15 protein-coding genes are annotated in these 19925 nt (G+C 71.9%); 3 read left to right on the forward strand and 12 right to left on the reverse strand.

Annotated features, from left to right (window positions below):
• Window positions 1-188: 188 nt before the first annotated feature.
• The gene (locus tag ACZ4O3_RS13135; protein WP_467722190.1) at window positions 189-422 is read left to right on the forward strand and encodes a hypothetical protein; all 234 of its coding nucleotides are present in this window, start codon (window positions 189-191) and stop codon (window positions 420-422) included.
• Between the two features lie 204 nt (window positions 423-626).
• On the opposite strand, the gene ACZ4O3_RS13140 is transcribed toward ACZ4O3_RS13135, so the two are convergent.
• Window positions 627-1634, reverse strand: coding sequence for a stage II sporulation protein M (locus ACZ4O3_RS13140; protein ID WP_467722191.1), 1008 nt, complete (start codon window positions 1632-1634; stop codon window positions 627-629).
• A 130-nt stretch (window positions 1635-1764) separates the two neighbouring features.
• Here ACZ4O3_RS13140 and ACZ4O3_RS13145 point away from each other — a divergent pair, with 130 nt between their 5' ends.
• A complete protein-coding gene (locus ACZ4O3_RS13145) occupies window positions 1765-2805 on the forward strand; it encodes an RDD family protein (protein ID WP_467722192.1) in 1041 nt (346 codons plus the stop codon).
• A 29-nt stretch (window positions 2806-2834) separates the two neighbouring features.
• Here the strand turns inward: ACZ4O3_RS13145 and ACZ4O3_RS13150 are convergent, their stop codons facing one another.
• The 9 genes from ACZ4O3_RS13150 to ACZ4O3_RS13190 form a co-directional block, all read right to left on the reverse strand.
• The gene (locus ACZ4O3_RS13150; protein ID WP_467722193.1) at window positions 2835-3497 is read right to left on the reverse strand and encodes a hypothetical protein; all 663 of its coding nucleotides are present in this window, start codon (window positions 3495-3497) and stop codon (window positions 2835-2837) included.
• A 259-nt stretch (window positions 3498-3756) separates the two neighbouring features.
• Window positions 3757-5214 carry an adenosylhomocysteinase gene (gene ahcY / locus ACZ4O3_RS13155; RefSeq protein WP_360495236.1) on the reverse strand — a complete coding sequence of 486 codons (1458 nt, stop codon included), beginning with the start codon at window positions 5212-5214 and terminating at the stop codon, window positions 3757-3759.
• Window positions 5215-5876: 662 nt separating this feature from the next.
• The gene (locus ACZ4O3_RS13160) at window positions 5877-6857 is read right to left on the reverse strand and encodes a cation diffusion facilitator family transporter (RefSeq protein WP_362722191.1); all 981 of its coding nucleotides are present in this window, start codon (window positions 6855-6857) and stop codon (window positions 5877-5879) included.
• A 170-nt stretch (window positions 6858-7027) separates the two neighbouring features.
• The gene (gene manA, locus ACZ4O3_RS13165) at window positions 7028-8179 is read right to left on the reverse strand and encodes a mannose-6-phosphate isomerase, class I (protein WP_467722194.1); all 1152 of its coding nucleotides are present in this window, start codon (window positions 8177-8179) and stop codon (window positions 7028-7030) included.
• Between the two features lie 254 nt (window positions 8180-8433).
• The gene (locus ACZ4O3_RS13170; protein WP_385002509.1) at window positions 8434-9561 is read right to left on the reverse strand and encodes an SIS domain-containing protein; all 1128 of its coding nucleotides are present in this window, start codon (window positions 9559-9561) and stop codon (window positions 8434-8436) included.
• An 87-nt stretch (window positions 9562-9648) separates the two neighbouring features.
• A complete protein-coding gene (locus tag ACZ4O3_RS13175) occupies window positions 9649-9819 on the reverse strand; it encodes a Trm112 family protein (protein WP_351329004.1) in 171 nt (56 codons plus the stop codon).
• Between the two features lie 78 nt (window positions 9820-9897).
• Window positions 9898-11262 carry a phosphomannomutase/phosphoglucomutase gene (locus tag ACZ4O3_RS13180; RefSeq protein ID WP_467722195.1) on the reverse strand — a complete coding sequence of 455 codons (1365 nt, stop codon included), beginning with the start codon at window positions 11260-11262 and terminating at the stop codon, window positions 9898-9900.
• Window positions 11263-11595: 333 nt separating this feature from the next.
• Window positions 11596-13212 carry an L-lactate permease gene (locus ACZ4O3_RS13185; RefSeq protein ID WP_467722196.1) on the reverse strand — a complete coding sequence of 539 codons (1617 nt, stop codon included), beginning with the start codon at window positions 13210-13212 and terminating at the stop codon, window positions 11596-11598.
• 170 nt (window positions 13213-13382) lie between these two features.
• Window positions 13383-13754 (reverse strand): DUF3499 domain-containing protein, encoded by a 372-nt coding sequence (locus tag ACZ4O3_RS13190; protein ID WP_362724919.1) that lies wholly within the window; start codon window positions 13752-13754, stop codon window positions 13383-13385.
• Between the two features lie 329 nt (window positions 13755-14083).
• Between ACZ4O3_RS13190 and ACZ4O3_RS13195 the strand changes: the two genes are divergently transcribed.
• Window positions 14084-14536, forward strand: coding sequence for a metallopeptidase family protein (locus ACZ4O3_RS13195; RefSeq protein ID WP_351329022.1), 453 nt, complete (start codon window positions 14084-14086; stop codon window positions 14534-14536).
• Window positions 14537-14584: 48 nt separating this feature from the next.
• On the opposite strand, the gene ACZ4O3_RS13200 is transcribed toward ACZ4O3_RS13195, so the two are convergent.
• Window positions 14585-16075 carry a DUF5719 family protein gene (locus tag ACZ4O3_RS13200; RefSeq protein WP_467722197.1) on the reverse strand — a complete coding sequence of 497 codons (1491 nt, stop codon included), beginning with the start codon at window positions 16073-16075 and terminating at the stop codon, window positions 14585-14587.
• Entirely contained in the window at window positions 16072-19779 is a 3708-nt protein-coding gene (locus tag ACZ4O3_RS13205) for a glycosyltransferase family 2 protein (protein ID WP_467722198.1), read from the reverse strand. The genes ACZ4O3_RS13200 and ACZ4O3_RS13205 overlap by 4 nt, the downstream gene beginning before the upstream one ends.
• Window positions 19780-19925 lie beyond the last annotated feature (146 nt).

Here is a 19925-nt window from a genome sequence, read left to right on the forward strand (position 1 = left end):
GCCAGGATCAAACTCTCCGTGAATGCTTTCCCGCTGTGCTTATCTAAAAGCGCGGGACGACACACACGAGAGCGGAACCACCGGAGGAATGATCCGATGGTTCACAGCGTCCTCGCTGTGTTTTTCTTCAAAGGAACCTCGCCCCAACCGAAGAATCGGCCGGAGACGGGGTATCAACATATCTGGCGTTGACTTTTGGCACGCTGTTGAGTTCTCAAGGAACGGTCGCTTCCTTTGTACTCACCCTCTCGGGCTTTCCTCCGGGCTTCCCTTCGGTGTTTCCAACCTTACCAGATCCGTTTTCCGTTCCGTTCCCGGTCGGAATTCATTTCCAGTGGCCGTTGGAAGGCCTTGCCTATTTGATTGCCTTCCGGCTCTCTTTCGGCGTTTCCAACTTTATCAGAAGTTCTTGGCCGGTCTGACCGGCCACTCATTTCTGAGTAAATCGGAGAGTGGCTTCGATGTTCGGAGTTGACTCTCCGTTATGAAGCAGATCGACTCTAACGATCGGCCCCGAACTTGTCCAGTTCTAGGCAACTGTTTGAATCTACCTCCCCGACGGGCCCGTGTCAACGGGTCTTCCGGGGCGAAGAGGAGACTAGCAGCTCACGGGAGGTCTTCGCACATCAAGCAGCCGTCGGGACGAACGCGCTGCGCTCGGCTTCATCAAGGTCGCCCGTCTCGCCGGCCCGGGCAGCACGGCCGCCGAGGACGAAGACGTAGGTGAGGAAGGCCAGCTCAGCGACGACCCCGATGCTGATACGGGCCCAGGTGGGCAGACCGGACGGGGTGACGAAGCCTTCGATGGCACCGGAGACGAACAGGACCAGAGCCAGCCCGATCGCCATGCCCACCGCGGCGCGCCCCTCTTCGGCCAGGGCGTTACGGCGACTGCGCGGGCCCGGGTCGATGACGGTCCAGCCGAGGCGGAGCCCGGTGCCCGCGGCGACGAAGACCGCGGTGAGCTCGAGCAGCCCGTGCGGGAGGACCAGGCCCAGGAACGTGTCGAGACGTCCGGCCGAGGACATCAGGCCGAAGCCCACGCCCAGGTTGAGCATGTTCTCGAAGAGGATGTAGATGACCGGGAGGCCCAGGAACACCCCCAGGACCAGGCACATCGCGGCGGCCTGGGCGTTGTTCGTCCACACCTGGGCGGCGAACGAAGCCGCGGGATGGCTGGAGTAATAGGTCTCGTACTCACCCCCGGGACGGGTCAGCTCGCGGAGCTGGCTGGGGGCGGCGATGGTCGACTGCACGTCCGGGTGCGTGCCGATCCACCACCCCAGGAGGATCGCGGCCGCGGTGGATATGAGCGCGGTGGGCACCCACCAGTGACGGGACCGGTAGACGGCGGCCGGAAACCCCTGACCGAGGAAGCGAGCCACGTCGCGCCAGGAGGCGCGGCGCGCCCCTGTCACCGCGCTGCGCGCGCGTGCCACGAGCTGGCTGAGCCGGCCGACGAGCTGCGGGTCGGGCGCGCTGGACTGGATCAGGGAGAGGTGCGTGGCAGTGCGCTGATACAGGGCGACGAGTTCGTCGGCTTCGGCTCCGTTGAGGCGCCGCTGGCGGCGCAGGAGCGCGTCGAGGCGGTCCCACTCGGCTCGGTGTGCGGAGACGAAGACGTCGAGGTCCATCGGGTCTGCCTGCTCCTCGGCTGGTCGTCGACTGCCTGTCTCAGCTGTCGGCTTGTCGTACTGCGGCGCGATGCGCTCTCAGCTTGGCAGACTTGCGCTGTACGGGGCAGACCAAGGGAAGGCGGCAAGCGTGAGTGAGCTGGTGACAGGCGAGGCGGTGGCGCTCGAACTGCGTCCCGCGAGGCTGCCCAGCAGGGCGCTGGCCGTTCTGCTGGACCTGGTCGTGGCCATGACCGTGTACATCGGTGTGTCCATAGGCCTGGTGGCGGCCACGGCCTCGTTGGACGATGCCGCGCAGGTGGCACTGTCGCTCGCGGCCTTCCTGTTGCTGCTGGTGGGCGGGCCGATCGCGGTGGAGACGCTGAGCCATGGGCGCTCGCTCGGGAAGATGGCATGCGGACTGCGTGTGGTGCGCGACGACGGCGGGCCCATTCGGTTCCGGCACGCTCTGGTGCGTGGTGCCCTCGGCGTGGTCGAGATTCTGATGACGTTCGGGGTCGTCGCCTGTATCGCCTCGCTGGTCTCGGCGCGCGGCCGTCGGCTGGGAGACGTGTTCGCGGGGACTCTGGTCGTACGCGAGCGGGTGCCGGTCGGGCAGACCAGGTTCATTCCACCGCCTCCTCCCTGGCTGGCGGGACGTTTCGCCGAGCTGGATCTGTCGGCTGTTCCGGACGGGTTGTGGCTTGCCGTCCGGCAGTACCTGACGCGGATGCAGCAGCTCGATCCGCAGGTCTCCTGGACGATGGCGGAGCAGCTCGCGACCGACCTCGCGGCCCGGACGGGGACTCCGGCGCCACGGGAGATTCCACCGGCGGCGTATCTGGCGGCCGTGGTGCAGGAACGGCAGGCGCGAGAGGCCCGGCGGGCCTTCGCCGGCCAGGCCCAGGCCCCCCTGGAAACCGGCGCACCGAACGCGTACGCCCCACCATCGGGCCTTCCCTACGGCTATGGCGGCCCCTCGCTGCCGGGCGCGCCCCATGGCTACGTCCCTCCCGTACCCGGTGCGCCGAGCGGCTTCGCCCCACCGGTGCCTCCGGCGCCTTCGTATCGCCCCGATCCCACCGCCCCGGCCATGTCGTATCCCCCGTCGGCGGGGCAGCCCCAGGTTCCCGGACCCGCCGCTCCCCCGGCGGACGAGCGGCCCTCCACCGGGTTCGTGCCGCCGGCCTAGGGCGCACCCGGACCCGGCGCCGCTCCGGGTCAGTCCTCGAAGGCGTCGAAGTCGTCGGTGCCGGCGGCGTTGTCGGCGTTGTCGAAGACGGACGGTGGCGACCGCAGGTCCTCCAGCTCGATCCCGGGCGCCGCCAGGACCACGTCACCGGCGAGGTGAACGGCGTGCTGCTCCCCCGTGTCCAGGGCTGTGACCTGGTATTCGTCCACGGTCAGAGGACCATTGTCAGTGGCGTGTGCTTCGCTTTTCACCAAGGCCCAGGACTGGTCCACCGTGCGGGGGGCGAGGACCGGGTCCGTGAAGGCCACGAGGCGTACGCGGGTAGCGGAGGCGGAGGGGGTGAGGCGCAGGAGACGGGCGGTGGCGACCAGGAACGCGGGAGACGTGCCGGTGAAGGCGTGGGCGCGCACATGGCCTTCGGTGGCATGAGCGCCGGTGGGGTCCGTGCGGACCCAGGTGACACCGTCGAGGGCGGCTCCGCGAACCCGCCAGCTCGCGGCGTGGAGTTCGAGGCGGATGGGGCGGCCGAGGTGGTCCAGGGCGAGATCGACCGAGCCGCTGTGGTCACCGGAGGGGGTGGTGACCTGGGAGACATAACGCCAGCCGGAGGGGCCGGGGGCGCATTGGAAGTGTTCTTCACCGAGGGGGGTGCGATCGTGCGGATCGTGGAGCGAATATCGGCCGCGGGGCATGGGGGTCCTGGGTCTTGGCGGGCTGCCGGTCCGGGGCTCGGTCCTGCGGTACGGCCGCGCGGGTAGGCCGGCGGGGCCAGTGGGGCCAAAGGGGCGGGCCCCCGACACGGGGGTGCGGGGGCCTGCCTCGATGGGCCGGAACGCTTACCTCCAGGAAGGCGCGTCAGTGCACTGCCGTGCTCTTCCGGAGGCGGGCCGCGGACTGGGCTGAGGTATCGCGGTGGCGATACCTCAGCGGCGATACTTCAGCGACGCTCTCTCAGTAGCGGTAGTGGTCCGACTTGTACGGGCCCTCGACCTTGACGCCGATGTACGAGGCCTGCTCGGGGCGGAGCGTCGTGAGCTTCACGCCGAGCGCGTCCAGGTGCAGACGGGCGACCTTCTCGTCGAGGTGCTTGGGCAGCGTGTAGACGCCGACCGGGTACTCGTCGGGCTTGGTGAACAGCTCGATCTGGGCCAGGGTCTGGTCCGCGAAGGAGTTGGACATCACGAACGACGGGTGACCGGTGGCGTTGCCCAGGTTCAGCAGGCGGCCCTCGGACAGGACGATGATCACCTTGCCGTCGGGGAACTTCCAGGTGTGAACCTGCGGCTTGACCTCGTCCTTGACGATGCCGGGGATCTTGGCGAGGCCGGCCATGTCGATCTCGTTGTCGAAGTGACCGATGTTGCCGACGATGGCCTGGTGCTTCATCTTGGCCATGTCCGAGGCCATGATGATGTCCTTGTTACCGGTCGTGGTGACGAAGATGTCGGCCTTGTCGATGACCTCGTCGAGGGTCGTGACCTGGTAGCCGTCCATCGCCGCCTGCAGGGCACAGATGGGGTCGATCTCCGTGACGATGACCCGGGCACCCTGTCCACGCAGGGACTCCGCGCAGCCCTTGCCGACGTCGCCGTAGCCGCAGACGACCACGGTCTTGCCACCGATGAGGACGTCGGTGGCGCGGTTGATGCCGTCGATCAGGGAGTGGCGGCAGCCGTACTTGTTGTCGAACTTCGACTTGGTGACGGCGTCGTTGACGTTGATCGCCGGGAACAGGAGCTCGCCGTCGCGCTGCATCTCGTACAGGCGGTGGACGCCCGTCGTGGTCTCCTCGGTCACGCCGCGGATCTCGGAGGCCAGCTGGGTCCACTTCTGCGAGCCGTCCGTGATGGTCCGGTGCAGGAGTTCGAGGATGACGCGGTGCTCGTCGGACTCGGCGGTGTCGACGGACGGCACCTTGCCGTCCTTCTCGTACTCGACGCCCTTGTGGACGAGGAGGGTGGCGTCACCACCGTCGTCGAGGATCATGTTCGGGCCGCCGGTGGGGGTGTTCGGCCAGGTCAGCGCCTGCTCCGTGCACCACCAGTACTCCTCCAGCGTCTCGCCCTTCCAGGCGAAGACGGGGACGCCCTGCGGGTTGTCCGGCGTGCCGTTCGGGCCGACGGCGATGGCGGCGGCCGCGTGGTCCTGGGTGGAGAAGATGTTGCAGGACGCCCAGCGGACCTCGGCGCCGAGGGCGACCAGGGTCTCGATCAGGACGGCGGTCTGCACGGTCATGTGCAGGGAGCCGGTGACGCGCGCGCCGGCCAGCGGCTGCGCGTCGGCGTACTCCCTGCGGATCGCCATCAGGCCGGGCATCTCGTGCTCGGCGAGGGTGATCTCCTTGCGGCCGAAGTCGGCCAGGGAGAGGTCGGCGACCTTGAAGTCCTGTCGGTTGTCGACAGTCGTCATTGCGAGCTGCTCCTCGGTATCGGGTCGAGGGTGGGTACGGCTGGTCTGCGCGGCGGCGGACACAGGGGTGCCCGAGAAGAGGACACAGGCATGCCCGCGTGCGCGCAGCGCAGTCCGTCGGAGGCCCTCTCTCCCTCGGCCGGTCCGTAGGGGACCGCCCGACCGCCATCAGCAGCGACGTCTGGCTCCGTCCCAAGCTACACCGGTGGGCGGGGCGTCCCCAGCCCGCCTCCGAACAGTTCAGGCCGTTCGAGGGGGCCGGCGCGGTCGGCCAGGCGGCCTGTGAAGAGGTGACGAGGGTCTCGGCGAGGGGTGCACAGGGGTGACCAGAGGGGGCCAACCGGGACTTTCGCGCCGTTGAGCCGGGGTGGGGGTGTCGCGGGGCGCAGGGAGATCGGGGCTTCCGATCGAGTACGCGGGATGTCCTGGGACGGCGTTTCGTGTGACGAAGGCGTTAGGAGATCGACGTGACCCGTCCGGGCCGGCGCCCCTCCCCCCACCTGCACGGCGGCGGAGAAGCTCGCGGGCCGCTCAGCGCCGCGGACGGCACCGGACGGGCGGGCGGGGCGGTGCTGGGTGCTGAGCGAGGTGGTGTGACCGGATTGACAGCGGGCCCGTTTCCCCTGGAGGGACGGGCCCGTGGCTGTGCCGCCCGGGAAGGCTCAGTGGCCGGCGGGGTGGGGGGCCGGGCCGCCCGGGGTGGCTTCCGGGTCGGGGCCCTTGGTGGCCTCGGCCTCGCTGTAGATGTCGGGTTCGAGGTAGATCACGCGGGCGATGGGAACCGCGGTGCGGATGCGGGCCTCGGCGGCGTTGATGGCGCTCGCGACCTCGGTGGCCGTGTCGTCGTGCTGGACGGCGATCTTGGCGGCGACGAGCAGTTCCTCGGGGCCGAGATGGAGCGTGCGCATGTGGATGATGCCGGTGACCGTGTCGCCGTCGACGATCGCGGCCTCGATCCTCCTGACCTCTTCGATGCCCGCGGCCTCGCCGAGGAGAAGGGACTTGGTCTCGGCCGCGAGGACAAGGGCGATCATGACGAGCAGGACACCGATGCAGACCGTGCCGATGCCGTCCCAGACGCCGTCGCCGGTAAGCAGGGCGAGGCCGACGCCACCGAGGGCGAGGACCAGGCCGATGAGGGCGCCGAAGTCCTCCAGGAGGACGACCGGCAGCTCGGGGGCCTTGGCGCGACGGATGAACTGCGACCAGGACAGCTTGCCCCGCAGTTGGTTGGACTCCTTGATGGCGGTACGGAACGAGTAGCCCTCGGCAATGATCGCGAAGACCAGGACACCCACCGGCCAGTACCAGTGTTCGACCTGGTGGGGGTGGCTGATCTTCTCGTAGCCCTCGTAGATGGCGAACATGCCGCCGACCGAGAAGAGGACGATCGAGACGAGGAAGGCGTAGATGTACCGCTCGCGGCCGTAGCCGAAGGGGTGTTGCGGGGTGGCCTCGCGCTGGGCCTTCTTGCCGCCGATGAGCAGCAGGAACTGGTTGCCGGAGTCGGCGACCGAGTGCACGCCCTCGGCGAGCATCGAAGAGGAGCCGCTGAACGCGAACGCCACGAACTTCGCTGCCGCGATCGCGAGGTTGGCGCCGAGTGCCGCCACGATCGCCCTGGTGCCGCCTGACGCGCTCATGTGTCCGCGATGTCCCTTCTCGCCGTCGTCCGTCTACGCCGCCCAGGCGTGCGCTCGTCTTTGCCCGTGCTTTGCCGGATGGGTCATTCTTGCAGCCCTGTCCGGGAGCGGCTCGTCAGGTATCCACAATCCCGGTACGACAATCCGACCCATCCGGAATCACGCATCCCTCAGACGATCACCGTGGCACGGAAGACCGTGCCCGCACCCGAGACCTCCGCCTTTTCGCCCGCGGGGACGAACACCGAACCGCCGGGGGCCAGTTCCTCCTCGCCCGCCCGGACCGCGCCGGCCGTGCAGAGCAGGATCTGCGCAGTCGGCAGGGTCAGGTCGTGCGGGGCGGACCCCTCGGGCAGGACGTACCGGGAGAGGCGGAACTCGTCGATCGGCGTCTCGTAGACCTCCTCGCCGTCCGGCGCGGCCTCGGGACGCAGCACGCCCGCGTCACCGGCCTCGAAGCGGACGACACGCAGGAGTTCGGGGACGTCGACGTGCTTGGGGGTCAGGCCGCAGCGCAGCACGTTGTCGGAGTTGGCCATGATCTCGACGCCCAGGCCGTCGAGGTAGGCGTGCGGGATGCCGGCCCCGAGGAAGAGGGCCTCGCCGGGCTGGAGACGCACGTGGTTGAGGAGCAGCGCGGCGATCACCCCGGGGTCGCCGGGGTAGTGGTGGGCGATGTCCGCGTACGGCTGGTACTCGCCGCCGAGGCGGGCGCAGGCGGCGGCGGTCTCGGCGACCGTGTGGGCCATCTCCTCGCGGTCGGCGGAGAGGATCGCGGTGAGGACCTCGCGCAGGGCCGCTTCCTCGGGGTGGGCGCGCAGCAGGTCGACGTACGGCTTCAGGGAGTCGACGCCGAGGGCGGCGAGGAGTCCGGCGCTCTGCTCCGGGGCGCGGAAGCCGCACAGGCCGTCGAACTCGGTGAGTGCGCAGATCAGTTCGGGCTTGTGGTTGGCGTCCTTGTAGTTGCGGTGCGGGGCGTCCACCGGGATCCCGCGCCGCTCCTCGTCCTCGTACCCCTCGCGCGCCTGCTCCAGGTTGGGGTGCACCTGGAGGGAGAGCGGGGCGCCGGCCGCGAGGATCTTGAGCAGGAAGGGCAGTCGCGGGCCGAACTTGGCCACGGCCGCCTCGCCCAGTTCGGCCTTCGGGTTCGCGTCGACGACGTCGACGAGCGTGCCCCGCGCGGTGCGCGAGGGGGCGCCCGGGTGCGCGCCCATCCACATCTCCGCCTGCGGCTCGCCGCTCGGCTCGACCCCGAGCAGCGTCGGGATGGCGGTCGGGGAACCCCAGGCGTAGGGGCGGATGGTGTTGTCGAGGCGGTCCATGACTTCTCTCTGCCGGTTGTCTCTGCGTACGGGGCGGCCGGCGCCCAGGGTCGCGTGGGGGCGCGGACGCGTCCGTCGTACGACGGTGTACGACGGACCATGACGGTTCCACGACCGCGCACGGCGCCGTACGGCGGGTCTCGTTCACCGCATGTTCCCCGCGGTCTCGTTCACCGCGTGTTCTCCCTGCGGTTCGCCTTCGGTACGGCCCTCAGGTCGCCCTCGGTACGGCGGCCCCGGTGCCGGTGTCCACCTCAGGCCCCCGAAGCGAGCGCCAGGTAAACGGCGGCGAAATCCGTGACGGCGATCAGTTCCGCGAGGGTCTCCAGCTCGTCGCCCTCCTCCGGCTCCAGCTCGCTGATCGGGGTGTCGTGGCCGAGGGCGAGTTCGCGGGCGGCGGGCGCGGCGGTGAGGCCGCCGAGGGGGCGGTCGCGCAGCAGCACCACGTGCGCGTGCAGTGCGGGGGCCTCCTCCACGCGGTCGCGGAAGAAGTCGTCGGGGTCGGCGCTGGCGGCGAGCGGGCCGGCGAGCAGGGCCTGATGGGCCGCCAGGGCCTCGGGCAGTTCGGCGACCAGGGCGGGGCGGCCGGACAGTTCGGCGAGGGCGGCGACGAAGCGGCGTCCCGCCGGGCCGGCCGAGACGCCCTCCGTCCAGACCACCGGGAGCGCGTCGGCGAGATCCGAGGCGAGGGTCTTGGCGGGGTTGCTGTAGGTCACGATGGCCGGACCGCAGCGCTCGGCGACCCGGTCCAGGCGGTCGGCGACCTTCTCCAGGTCGTCGGGCGGGGCGGTGACCAGGCCGATGCGGTCGAGCAGCACCAGCAGCGGGGTGAGCAGCGCCCACAGGACGCCCGGGGAGGAGCCGGCGAGCGGCTCGCCGTGGTCGTACGGAGCCGTCGCCATCGGCACGAACAGACCGTGGGCGCCGGCCACCGCCTCGGCGAGCGGGGTCTGGGCGGGCGCCACGGCGGCGACCGAGCAGCCGCGCCGGTAGGCCTGGTCGGCGAGGAGCGACAGGCTGGGTTCGGTGCCGTCCGGGGTGGCGATCAGCAGCAGGTCGACGGAGCCGGCCCAGCCGGGCAGCTCCCAGCGCAGGGCGCCGGCGGCCGGGGCCACACCGGAGGGGGCGAGCCGGATGACGGGGCTGCCGGGGCCGGCGAGCGAGCCGAGGAGGTCGGCGGTGTGAGTGGCGGCGACGCCGGGGCCCGCGATCAGGACGGCCCGCGGACGGCCGTCCGGCTTCAGCTCCTGGACACCGGCCTCGATGGCGAGCCGGGCCGCGGTGCGGACGCGGGCGCCGGCCTCGGCCGCGCCGCGCAGCAGACCTCGGCGGTCGGCCTCGGCGAGGCCCTCCGGCGTGTCGAGCAGCGATTCGTCGAGCATGGGAGCGGCCTCCGGTTGCCGGGGTCCAGGTGCGGTGCGGTGGTGGCGCGGCCGACCGCTGCCGTGGCGCGGTCGGCACGGTGGTGGCTACGCGGGGCGGCGGGCCTCGTCGACGAGGAGGACGGGGATACCGTCGCGCACCGGGTAGGCCAGGCCGCAGTCCTGGCCGGTGCAGATCAGCTCGGCGTCCTGCTCCTTCACGGGGGCGTGGCAGGCCGGGCAGGCGAGGATCTCCAGAAGGCCGGCTTCGAGCGGCATGGCGTTTCCCTTCGGGATTCGGGAGCGGGATGTTCGCGTGCGGTCAGGTTACCGCCGCCGGGCTGGGCGGGGCCGATCTCAGCCTCTGATGATCGCCAGTACCTCGTCCCGCACCTTCGTCATCGTCGCCTCGTCCCTGGCCTCCGCGTTCAGGCGCAGCAGCGGTTCGGTGTTGGACGGGCGGACGTTGAACCACCAGTCGGCGGCGGCGACGGTGAGGCCGTCCAGGTCGTCCAGGGTGAGGTCGTCGCGGTCCCCGTAGGCGGCGCGGATCTCCGCGAGGCTGGCCTGCTGGTCGGCGACCGTGGAGTTGATCTCGCCGGAGCCGACGTAGCGGTCGTACTGGGCGACGAGCGAGGAGAGCGGGCCGGTCTGGCCGCCGAGGGCGGCGAGGACGTGCAGGGCGGCCAGCATGCCCGTGTCGGCGTTCCAGAAGTCCTTGAAGTAGTAGTGGGCCGAGTGCTCGCCGCCGAAGATCGCGCCGGCCTTCGCCATCTCGGCCTTGATGAACGAGTGGCCGACGCGGGTGCGGACGGGGGTGCCGCCGTTCTCGCGGACCACCTCCGGGACGGTCCAGGACGTGATCAGGTTGTGGATGACGGTGCCCTTGCCGCCGTTGCGGGCCAGTTCGCGGGCGGCGACGAGGGCGGTGACCGCCGACGGGGAGACCGGCTCGCCCCGCTCGTCCACGACGAAGCAGCGGTCGGCGTCCCCGTCGAAGGCCAGGCCGAGGTCGGCCGACTCCTCGCGGACGCGCTGCTGGAGGTCCACGATGTTGGCCGGGGCGAGCGGGTTGGCCTCGTGGTTCGGGAAGGTGCCGTCCAGCTCGAAGTACATCGGGACCAGGGTCAGGGGCAGGCCCTCGAAGACCGTCGGGACCGTGTGACCGCCCATCCCGTTGCCCGCGTCGACCACGACCTTCAGGGGGCGGATGGAGGTCAGGTCCACGAGCGAGCGCAGATGCGCCGCGTAGTCCGGCAACGTCTCGCGGGAGGTGATGGTTCCGGGCGTGGCGGCCGGCTCCGGCGCGCCCTGCCGGGACCAGCGCTCCGCCAGCTCCCGGATCTCCGTCAGGCCGGTGTCCTGACCCACCGGGGCGGCTCCGGCGCGGCACATCTTGATGCCGTTGTACTGCGCCGGGTTGTGCGAGGCGGTGAACATCGCGCCGGGCAGACCGAGTGCGCCCGAGGCGTAGTACAGCTGGTCGGTCGAGCAGAGGCCGATCTCGGTGACGTCGACGCCACGGGCCGCCGCCCCGCGCGCGAAGGCGCGGGACAGGCCGGGCGAGGAGGGCCGCATGTCGTGGCCGACGACGATCGCGGCGGCGCCGGTCACCTGTACGAAAGCGGCGCCGAACAGCTCGGCGAGCGCCTCGTCCCACTGGTCCGGAACCACCCCGCGCACGTCGTACGCCTTGACGATCTGCGACAGATCAGCAGCCACGGCCCAACCCTCCTGAAGTCTTATCGGTCGCCCCAAACTACCTGCCCTGGCGTACGGCGCGGACGCAGGTATCCGCCGTCGGCGCTCCGGCGGGCTGCGGGCGGTCTGCGGCGTTTTCCCGGCGGTCTCCTGGCCGTGTTCTGCGGTGACCGGCAGTGAGCGGTGATGGATCCACAACGGTCCGATGTGATCCCGCGCGATCTCATGCGGTCCTACGCGATCGCGTGTGGCCACCTGTGATCGCGTACGGCCCCCTCGGGATCCGTCGGTGCCGACCCGGGCAGTCCGGCCGGGCCGCCTCGCACGGCGGGTCAGGCCGCCCCGCCCAGCGGGTCAGGGCAGCATCCACCCCAGCACCGGCGAGCTCTGTCCCGCCACGATCAGGCACATCACCAGCAGCAGTCCAAGGCTCCACGGCAGCACCCGGCGCAGCAGGTCCCCCTCCCGCCCCTCCAGGCCCACCGCCGCGCAGGCGATCGTGAGGTTCTGCGGGGAGATCATCTTGCCGAGCACGCCGCCGGAACTGTTCGCGGCCGCGAGGAGGTCCGGCGAGAGTCCCGACTCGTGCGCGGCGCTCACCTGGAGGGCGCCGAAGAGCGCGTTGGCCGAGGTGTCGGAGCCGGAGACGGCGACGCCGAACCACCCGAGGACCGGCGAGAGGAAGGCGAGGCCGGCGCCCGCGGCCGCCACGAACTGGCCGATGGTGGCGGCCTGTCCGGAGAGGTTCATGACGTAGGCGAGAGCGAGGACGGAGGTCACGGTGAGAATCGCGAACCTCAACTCGCGTACCGTCGAGACCCATTCCGTGACCGCCACGCGCGCGTGCACGCGCAGGACGGCCGCCGTGGCGAGGCCGGCGATCAGCACGAGCGTGCCGCCGGTCGACACCACCGGCCAGGTGAAGAGATTCCCGCCGACCGGTTGGCCGTTCGGGCCGGCGACGTCCAGGAAGGGCCAGTCGTAGACCCGGGTCGCGCGTGCCAGCCAGTCCTTGACGGGCGGGATCTGCGCGACGGAGAAGACGACGACGATGAGGGCGTACGGGGCGTACGCGCGCAGGACTTCGGGGCGCGGGTCGGTCTCGTCGAGGTCCGCGCTGCGGGCGCCGGTGAGCACGGCCGCACGCACCTCCTCGGCGGCGGGCACGCGCGCGCGGGGCACGGCGGCGAGCGCGGCCGCGCCGGCCAGCGCGGCGCAGATGTCGGCGAGTTGGGCGGAGAGGTAGTTGGAGGCGGCGAACTGGGCGGCGGCGAAGGCGATTCCGCACGCCAGGGCGGGCACCCAGGTCTCACGCAGCCCGCGCGCGCCGTCGACGAGGCCGACCAGGACCAGCGGCACCACCAGGGCCAGCAACGGTGTCTGACGGCCCACCACGGAGGCCACCGAGTCCAGTGGCAGTCCGGTGACCTGGGCGAGGGTGACCACGGGCGTGCCCATCGCGCCGAACGCGACCGGGGCGGTGTTGGCGACCAGGGAGACCACGGCCGCGCGTACCGGGTCGAAGCCGAGGGCGACGAGCATGACCGAGCAGATCGCGACCGGGGCGCCGAATCCGGCCAGCGCCTCCAGGAGCGCGCCGAAGCAGAAGGCGATCACCAGGGCCTGGATGCGCAGATCGTCGGAGAGTCGCCCGAACGAGCGGCGCAGGATGTCGAAATGACGGGTACGGACCGTCATCCGGTACACCCACAGGGCGTTGACCACGATCCACAGGATGGGGAACAGGCCGAACACGGCGCCCTGGGCGGCGCTGGAGAGCGTCTGGCCGAACGGCATGCCGTAGGCGAGGCAGGCGACGAGTACGGCCGCCACAAGGCCCGTCAGGCCCGCGAGGTGGGCTTTCACCCGGACCCCGCCGAGCAGGATCAGGACGGTCACCAGGGGCAGGGCGGCCACCAGGGCGGACAGGCCCAGGGAGCCGGCGACGGGTTCCAGGTCCTGGACGTACACGGGCGCCTCCCCGATTCCGGCATGCGGAAACCAATTTCCCGCCGGTCATCCGGAATGGTCGTGTCCGCGACAAGGGCGCGTCAATGGGTGTGCAGCACCGAAAGAGGCGGAGCGCAGTGGGCCGAACGGGTGAGAACGGCGGGGAACCCGGAGCGACCTGCGGGTACGGCTCAGTTGTCGGGTGACCGCAGAACCCGCAGATGGCCGCGCCGGGCGACCTCCATCGGATCCGCGCCACGTCCGCCGCCCGCCTCGGCCGCCCGCTCCTGGGGACGGGCCGCCTCGCGCACCGCGTTGGCGAGCGCTTCCAGGTCGTCGCCGCTGGGACGGGCCGGGGCGGAGCCGTCGATGAGCCGGACGACCTCCCAGCCGCGCGGGGCGGTGAGGCGCTCGGAGTGCTCGGCGCACAGGTCGTAGCAGTGGGGTTCGGCGTAGGTGGCGAGCGGGCCGAGGACCGCGGTCGAGTCGGCGTAGACGTACGTCAGCGTCGCGACGGCGGGTCGGCCGCAGGCGGTTCGCGAACAGCGACGTACAGGGCTCACGATGTTGGACGGTACCGCACTCTTGAGCGGGCCGCGACGACTCTCCCCCGGGTCACTCCACCGTGTCGGGTTGTGAAGCGCCCCACACACCTCCCCGGACACGCCTCGCTGACCTGCGCGGACGGCGCCGCCCTGGCTCCCGGACGGTATCGCATCCGGTCATGAGTCGGCACAAACACCGTCAATTGCCTTGAGGTCACCGGTCTTGTGGAGATACGGAAACGAGCCCAACCTTGGCTGGAATGGTCATCCTCCGACATGTCACCCCAGGTGGTGTCGAGACGGGAGGCGGCGCGCCGGGAGCCCGCGAGGACTACGCTTCACCAGTGATGGACAACCGTGTACCGCCCCGTGCCGCCGGCCCCGGGCCCCGTCGCCGCGACCGCCACGGTCGGGGCATGCGCGGGCCGATCGCACCCCCTCAGGTGCCGCTGGCCGCGAGCCGCGCCGACGTGTTCGCGGATCTGGTGCAGGACTCCGTGGAACGCCTGGAGCGGCGCTGGCCGCAGCTCGCCGACATCGATTTCCTGGTGCTCGAAGTGCCCCGGCTCCAGGACCGGCACGACGAGAGCTGGAGCGACGAGGCGGTGCCGCTGGGCGGGATCATTCCCGCGCGCGAGGGACGCCGCGCGCGGGTGGTCGTGTACCGGCGGCCGGTCGAGATCCGTACCAAGGGCCGCGACGAGCGGGCCGCGCTGGTGCACGAGGTCGTCGTGGAACAGGTCGCCGAACTGCTCGGGCTCACGCCGGAGACGGTGGACCCCCGCTACGGCGAGGAGTGAGCGGGGGTCCTTCGGCGTGCACCGCCGGCGCGGCCTGCCTCGCGCGGCCTACTTCTGCAGCACCGACACGTCCTGGTCCGCCTCCGGTACGGCCACCGTGCCGCGGTCGTCGGGGAGGGTCTGGATCGTGAAGCCCGGGATGCCGTCCTCGGTGGCCGCCAGCGTGCGGGAGCCGTAGACCGGCCCGCCGGAGATCGGCTCCACGGTCAGCGCGTAGGTGCCCTTCAGTCCCGAGGGGACCGGGGCGTCGACGTCCTGGGTGGTGCCGGACTTGATCGTGAAGGTCTTGGACACCGCCTTGCCGCCCTCGCTGCCCGCTGACGCCGTGACCTTGACCTGGGCGGTGCCGGTGGGCGCGGTCAGGGAGAGGGTGCTGCCCTTGCCGCTGTTGTCGGCGGACGTCGCGCGCGTACCGACCGGCGCGGTCGCCGGGATGTACGCGGTCTCCTGCTTGCCGCTCTTGCCGCGGGTGACGCGCAGCGCCGCCACCACCGGGACCGACTGGTCGGTGGGCGTGAGGACCAGTGAGCCCGCCTCTCCGCGGGTGACGTCACCGAGGTCGGTGGCGGTGGTCATGCCGGCCTTCACGTGCAGCGTCTCGTTGCCGGCCGGGGTGATCAGGCCGTCCGGGGAGGCGAGGCGCACCTTGAGGTCGGCGTCGGCGTCACCGTCGGTGAAGGCGATCAGCCGGACGTCCGTGGCGTCCTTGGGGATGCCCGGCAGCACCAGGCTGCCCGACGGGTCGGCGGAGGCGGCCAGCCAGTCGCCGCCGGTCTTGTCGTCCAGGGCCTGCACACTCGCGCCGACCCGCCCGCTGCGCACGTTCACGTGCACGGTCAGGTCGGTCTGCTTCTCGTCGGAGAGCGTGGACAGCAGGACCGGTTCGCTCGCGTGCGGCGCGACCGTGATGCCCTCCCCCACCGAGGACTTGAGCTGGCCGTCCTTGCCGTACAACTCGATGTCGACCACGGCGGCGCTGTCGTCGGGATTGGTGAGGTGGACGTAGTCGGTGCGGCCGGCGGCGGTGCTGGTGCCGGGGAACCAGAAGTCGGTGTCGGCCCCGGTGCAGTTGACCCCCTGGAGGCCGCGTCCGGTGCCCGCGGCGACCTCGGTGGTCTCCTGGACGCTCCAGCCCGGGGCGTACCTGCCCTCGGCGGTGCCGACGTAGGCGGGGCCGTCGGAGCCGGAGGTGTCACCGGTGGCCGGGGTGCCGGGTGTCTTGGGGGTGAGGACGGGCTTGGGCGCCTTCTTCTTCTTGCCGCTCGTCCCGTCCGCCGACTGCTCGGTGGCCGCCTGGAGTTCGGCCTTGCCGTCGCTCGTCGTGCCCTTGGTGACGGGCGTGAACGAGGTGTACGAGGTGTCGGCGATGTCGGACAGGCTCGGCGCCGGGCACAGCAGGGTGGTGCGCTCCACGGGCAGCTGGGCGGCCGCCTCGGCGGTGTGCGCGGGTGCGGTGGCCGGCGGGTTGAGCGCGGCGAACCCGGTGACCGCCGCGAGGGCGGCCGTGCCGGCGAGCAGGGACAGGGTGGTGCGGTTCACTGCTGGCTCCCGTCGTGGTGCTCGCCGCCGGTGCCGTGGTGGTGCTGGGCGGCCGGGTCGTAGGCGGGGTCATAGGCGGGGTCGTAACCCTGCTGGTACGTCGGGTCGTACGCCTGCTGCCCCTGCTGCCCCTGCTGCCCGCCGTAGGCGTAGGGGTCGTACTGGCCGGTCTGGTACGGGTCGTACGTCTGCTGGTCGTAACCCTGCTGGTACTGGCCGGCGCCGGTGTCCTGGTACTGGTCGGCGTAGCCCGACTGGTAGCCGTCGCCCGCGGGGTAGGAGGCCGGGTCCCACTCGTCGTAGGACGGCTGCTGCGGGACCGAGGCCTGCGCCTGCTCCCCCTCGGAGACCGGGAACTCGTCGGTGGCCGGGAACTCCTCGGCCTCCTCGGCGGTCGCCGCCTCCTCGGACTCCGCCTGGGCACGCAGGCGGCGGGCGCGGCGGCCCTCGCCCTCGACGGGCTGGGCGGGGATCTGCTCCTCCTCGGGCAGGTCGTCGTCGACGTCACGGCGGCGGCCGGGCAGGGCGAGGACGACCAGGACGACGGCGAGCGCGCCCTGGATCCACAGCCAGACGCCGTGGGTGAACGGGGTGTCGTAGGTGACGTCCAGCTTCCCGCCGGAGGACGGGAGTTCGAAGCCCTGGGCCCAGCCGTCGACCGTGGTGCGGGTCAGCGGCTTGCCGTCCAGGGTGGCCGTCCAGCCGGGTGCGGCCGAATCGGCCAGACGCAGGATGCGGCCCTCGGCGCCTGCCGGGATGGTGGTGTGGATGTCGACCGGACCGGCGGCGACGGCGGCCGGGGTGCCCGAGCCGTTCGCGGCGACGACGGCCGCGCGCGAGACCTGCTGGTCGACGCGCCACAGGGCGCCGCCGTTCTGCTGGCTGAGCCGGGACAGGCCGGGTGTGGCGTCCAGCACGCGCGTGACGTCACGCGGTGCGCCCTTGTGGACGAGGACGTAGCGCACCGCGAACCCGCCGAGCTGGTCGGCCTGGTCGGCGCCGGAGCCGGCGACCAGGTTGGCGACGACCTTGTCGAGCTTGGCGTTCTCGCCGTCGGCGGCGGTCACCTCGGCGTCTCCCATGCGGGCGCCTGAGCCGCGTACCAGCATGTAGTCCACGCGCGCGGTGCTGTCGCTGTCGAGGACGAGGGTGCGGACCTGGTCCGTGGTGGCGCTGTCCTCGGCGACGAACGCCGGCACCTGGGTGGCGTCGCGCCGCTCGACCGGGCCGTCGGCGCCCGCGATCATCCAGCCGGCGGCGAGCAGCAGCGGGCCGGCGGCGGAGGCGAAGGCGATCAGGGCGGCCACCGGCTGGCGCCAGCCGAAGCTCTGCTCGGCGACACGGGAGCGTGCCCCGTCGGCGCCGAGCGCGGCGGCGGAGACGATCGCGATGCCGTAGACGAGGGTCGCGGGACCCGCCCAGGCGGACTTGTTGGACAGGACCGCGAAGACCAGTCCGACCAGGGCGACGGCCCAGGCGATGCGGACGGCCGACTGACGCTCGGAGCGCAGCAGGGCGGCCAGCGCGGCCAGGACGATGCCGATGAGCATCAGCCCGTCGAGCGTGCCGGGGCCGCCCGGGCTGGCGCCGAGCAGGTCCAGGGCGGAGGCGGCCGAGGGGCCGTACTCCAGCCCGGCCTCCTTGAAGAAGCCGAACGGCAGCAGGGTCAGCGACCAGGGGGCGAGGACCAGCAGCGGGGTGCCGAGCTGGGTCAGCAGCCGCAGGCCGCAGGCGATCAGGTCGGAGCGGCGGAGGGCGAGCACGACGACGCCGAGGACCAGGGCGATCGGCCAGACGATCGGCGTGAACGCGGTGGTGATGGTCAGCAGCAGCGCGTACGCCCAGGTGGCACGCCAGCTGCCGCGTCCGCCCGAGGCGTTGGTGAGGCCGGCGGCGGCGATGCCCGCGCGGGCGATCAGCGGCAGCAGGACGGCGAGCACGGCGGTGCCGATGCGGCCGCCCGCGAGCGAACCGGTGGCGGCGGGCAGGAAGGCGTAGGCGATGGCCGCCCAGGCGCGCAGCAGGCGCGAGGTGACCAGCGGCCGGGAGGCGAAGTAGGCGGTGAACCCGGCCAGCGGCACCGAGGCGACCAGCAGCACGGTCACCGCGAGCCCGGTCGAGCCGAACAGCAGGGAGGCCAGTGTGGCGACGATCGCGAGGTACGGCGGGGCGGCCGGCGTGCCGCCCGCGCCGACCGCGTGCCAGGCGTCCAGGTAGCGGGACCACAGCTCGCCGGAGGTGCCCGGTGCGGGCAGCAGCGCGCCGCCCGCGAGCGCGCCGCCGCCGAGCAGTGCGCGGCAGGCGACCAGCGAGAACAGCAGCAGCACCAGGAAGAGCACCGGGCCCGGTTTGCGGGCGATGCGCTTGACGCGGGCGAACTGCTCGATCTCCAGGAAGTCGGCGTCGTCGCCGCCGGGCCCGGACTCGACCCCGCCGCCGTGCCGGCCGGCGGTGGTCACTTCGTCGTCGGCGCCGAAGAAGTTGCCCGCGACCTGCTCGACGGTGGCCCGCACGGTCGCGCCGGGCGGCGGGAACAGCGGGCGCAGTTCGCCCTTGTCGAGCTGGGAGGGGCCGCGCCTGCGCCGTCCGGCGATGATCCGCTCGGGGCGCAGCAGGATGCCCAGCAGGCCGCGGATCTCGTCGAGGGCCTGTCCGGGGACCTTGCCGACGAGGTTGGCGACCGTGCGCAGCAGGGTGCCGAGGACCAGCCGCAGCAGGATCCAGGGCAGCGCCGCGGTACGGGTGTTGACGAGCAGGGTGTAGACGGCGCCGGCCTTGTCGACCTTGTGCGGGGAGGCGGTGGTGCGGCCGGCGCAGTCGACGGCGCGGCGCTCGCGGGAGGCGGCCTCGGCGTGCCGTACGACGGCCTCGGGGGCGATCAGGACGCGGTGGCCCGCGTCGTGCGCGCGCCAGCACAGGTCGACGTCGTCGCGCATCAGGGGGAGCCTGCGGTCGAAGCCGCCGAGCTCCTCGAAGACGTCGCGGCGGATCAGCATGCCGGCGGTGGAGACGGAGAGCACGGGCCGGACGTGGTCGTGCTGTCCCTGGTCCTGCTCACGACGGTCAAGGCCGGTCCAGCGACGGCCCGAGTGGGCGATGGTGACGCCGACCTCCAGCAGCTGCCGGCGGTCGTACCAGCCGCGCAGCTTCGGGCCGACGACCGCCACGTCGTCGCGGCCCAGCTCCATCTCGTTGTCGACGACCCGGAGCAGCTGGGCGAGGGCCTCGGGTTCCGGGGCGCAGTCGTCGTGCAGCAGCCACAGCCACTGGACGGGCTCGCCGTACGGCAGCTCGGGCATGTCGTAGGCGTCGTCGCGCCACTGGCGGGTGACCGGGTCCCAGCCGCTGGGCCGCTTCAGGTACGGCAGGTCGTCGGGGGTGAGGACGGGCGCGGTGCGGCTCGCCTCCTCGACGGCCTGACCGAAGCCGGTGCGGCGGGCGAGGTGCACGACGTTGGCGTCGCCGAGGGACTCGGTGAGCAGCCGGGCGGAGTCGTCCGCGCTGCCGGTGTCGGCCGCCACCGCGTACTGGACGGGGCGCTCCTGGCCGAGCAGCCCGGCGAGTGCGTGGGGCAGCCAGCGGGCACCGTCGTGGGAGACGAGGACCGCGGTCACCACGTGACGCGGGAACTCGGGCGGGCGGGTCGGGTCAAAACCCGCTGCGGCAGCCGTTGGGTCGGCGGCCTGGTGGCTGTGGACGGACATCGAGGTACGGGCCCCGGTTCGATGGACTGCGGTGGACTCCTGCGCCCGCTGGTGGCGGCGAGGCGTCTCGGACGAGCGCCCACACTATCGGCTGGGCATGTCGACGGCCCGCCCCCTGTGGACAACCCACGGGCGACGGGCCGTTC

This window comes from Streptomyces sp. NPDC026515 (genome assembly GCF_055567595.1).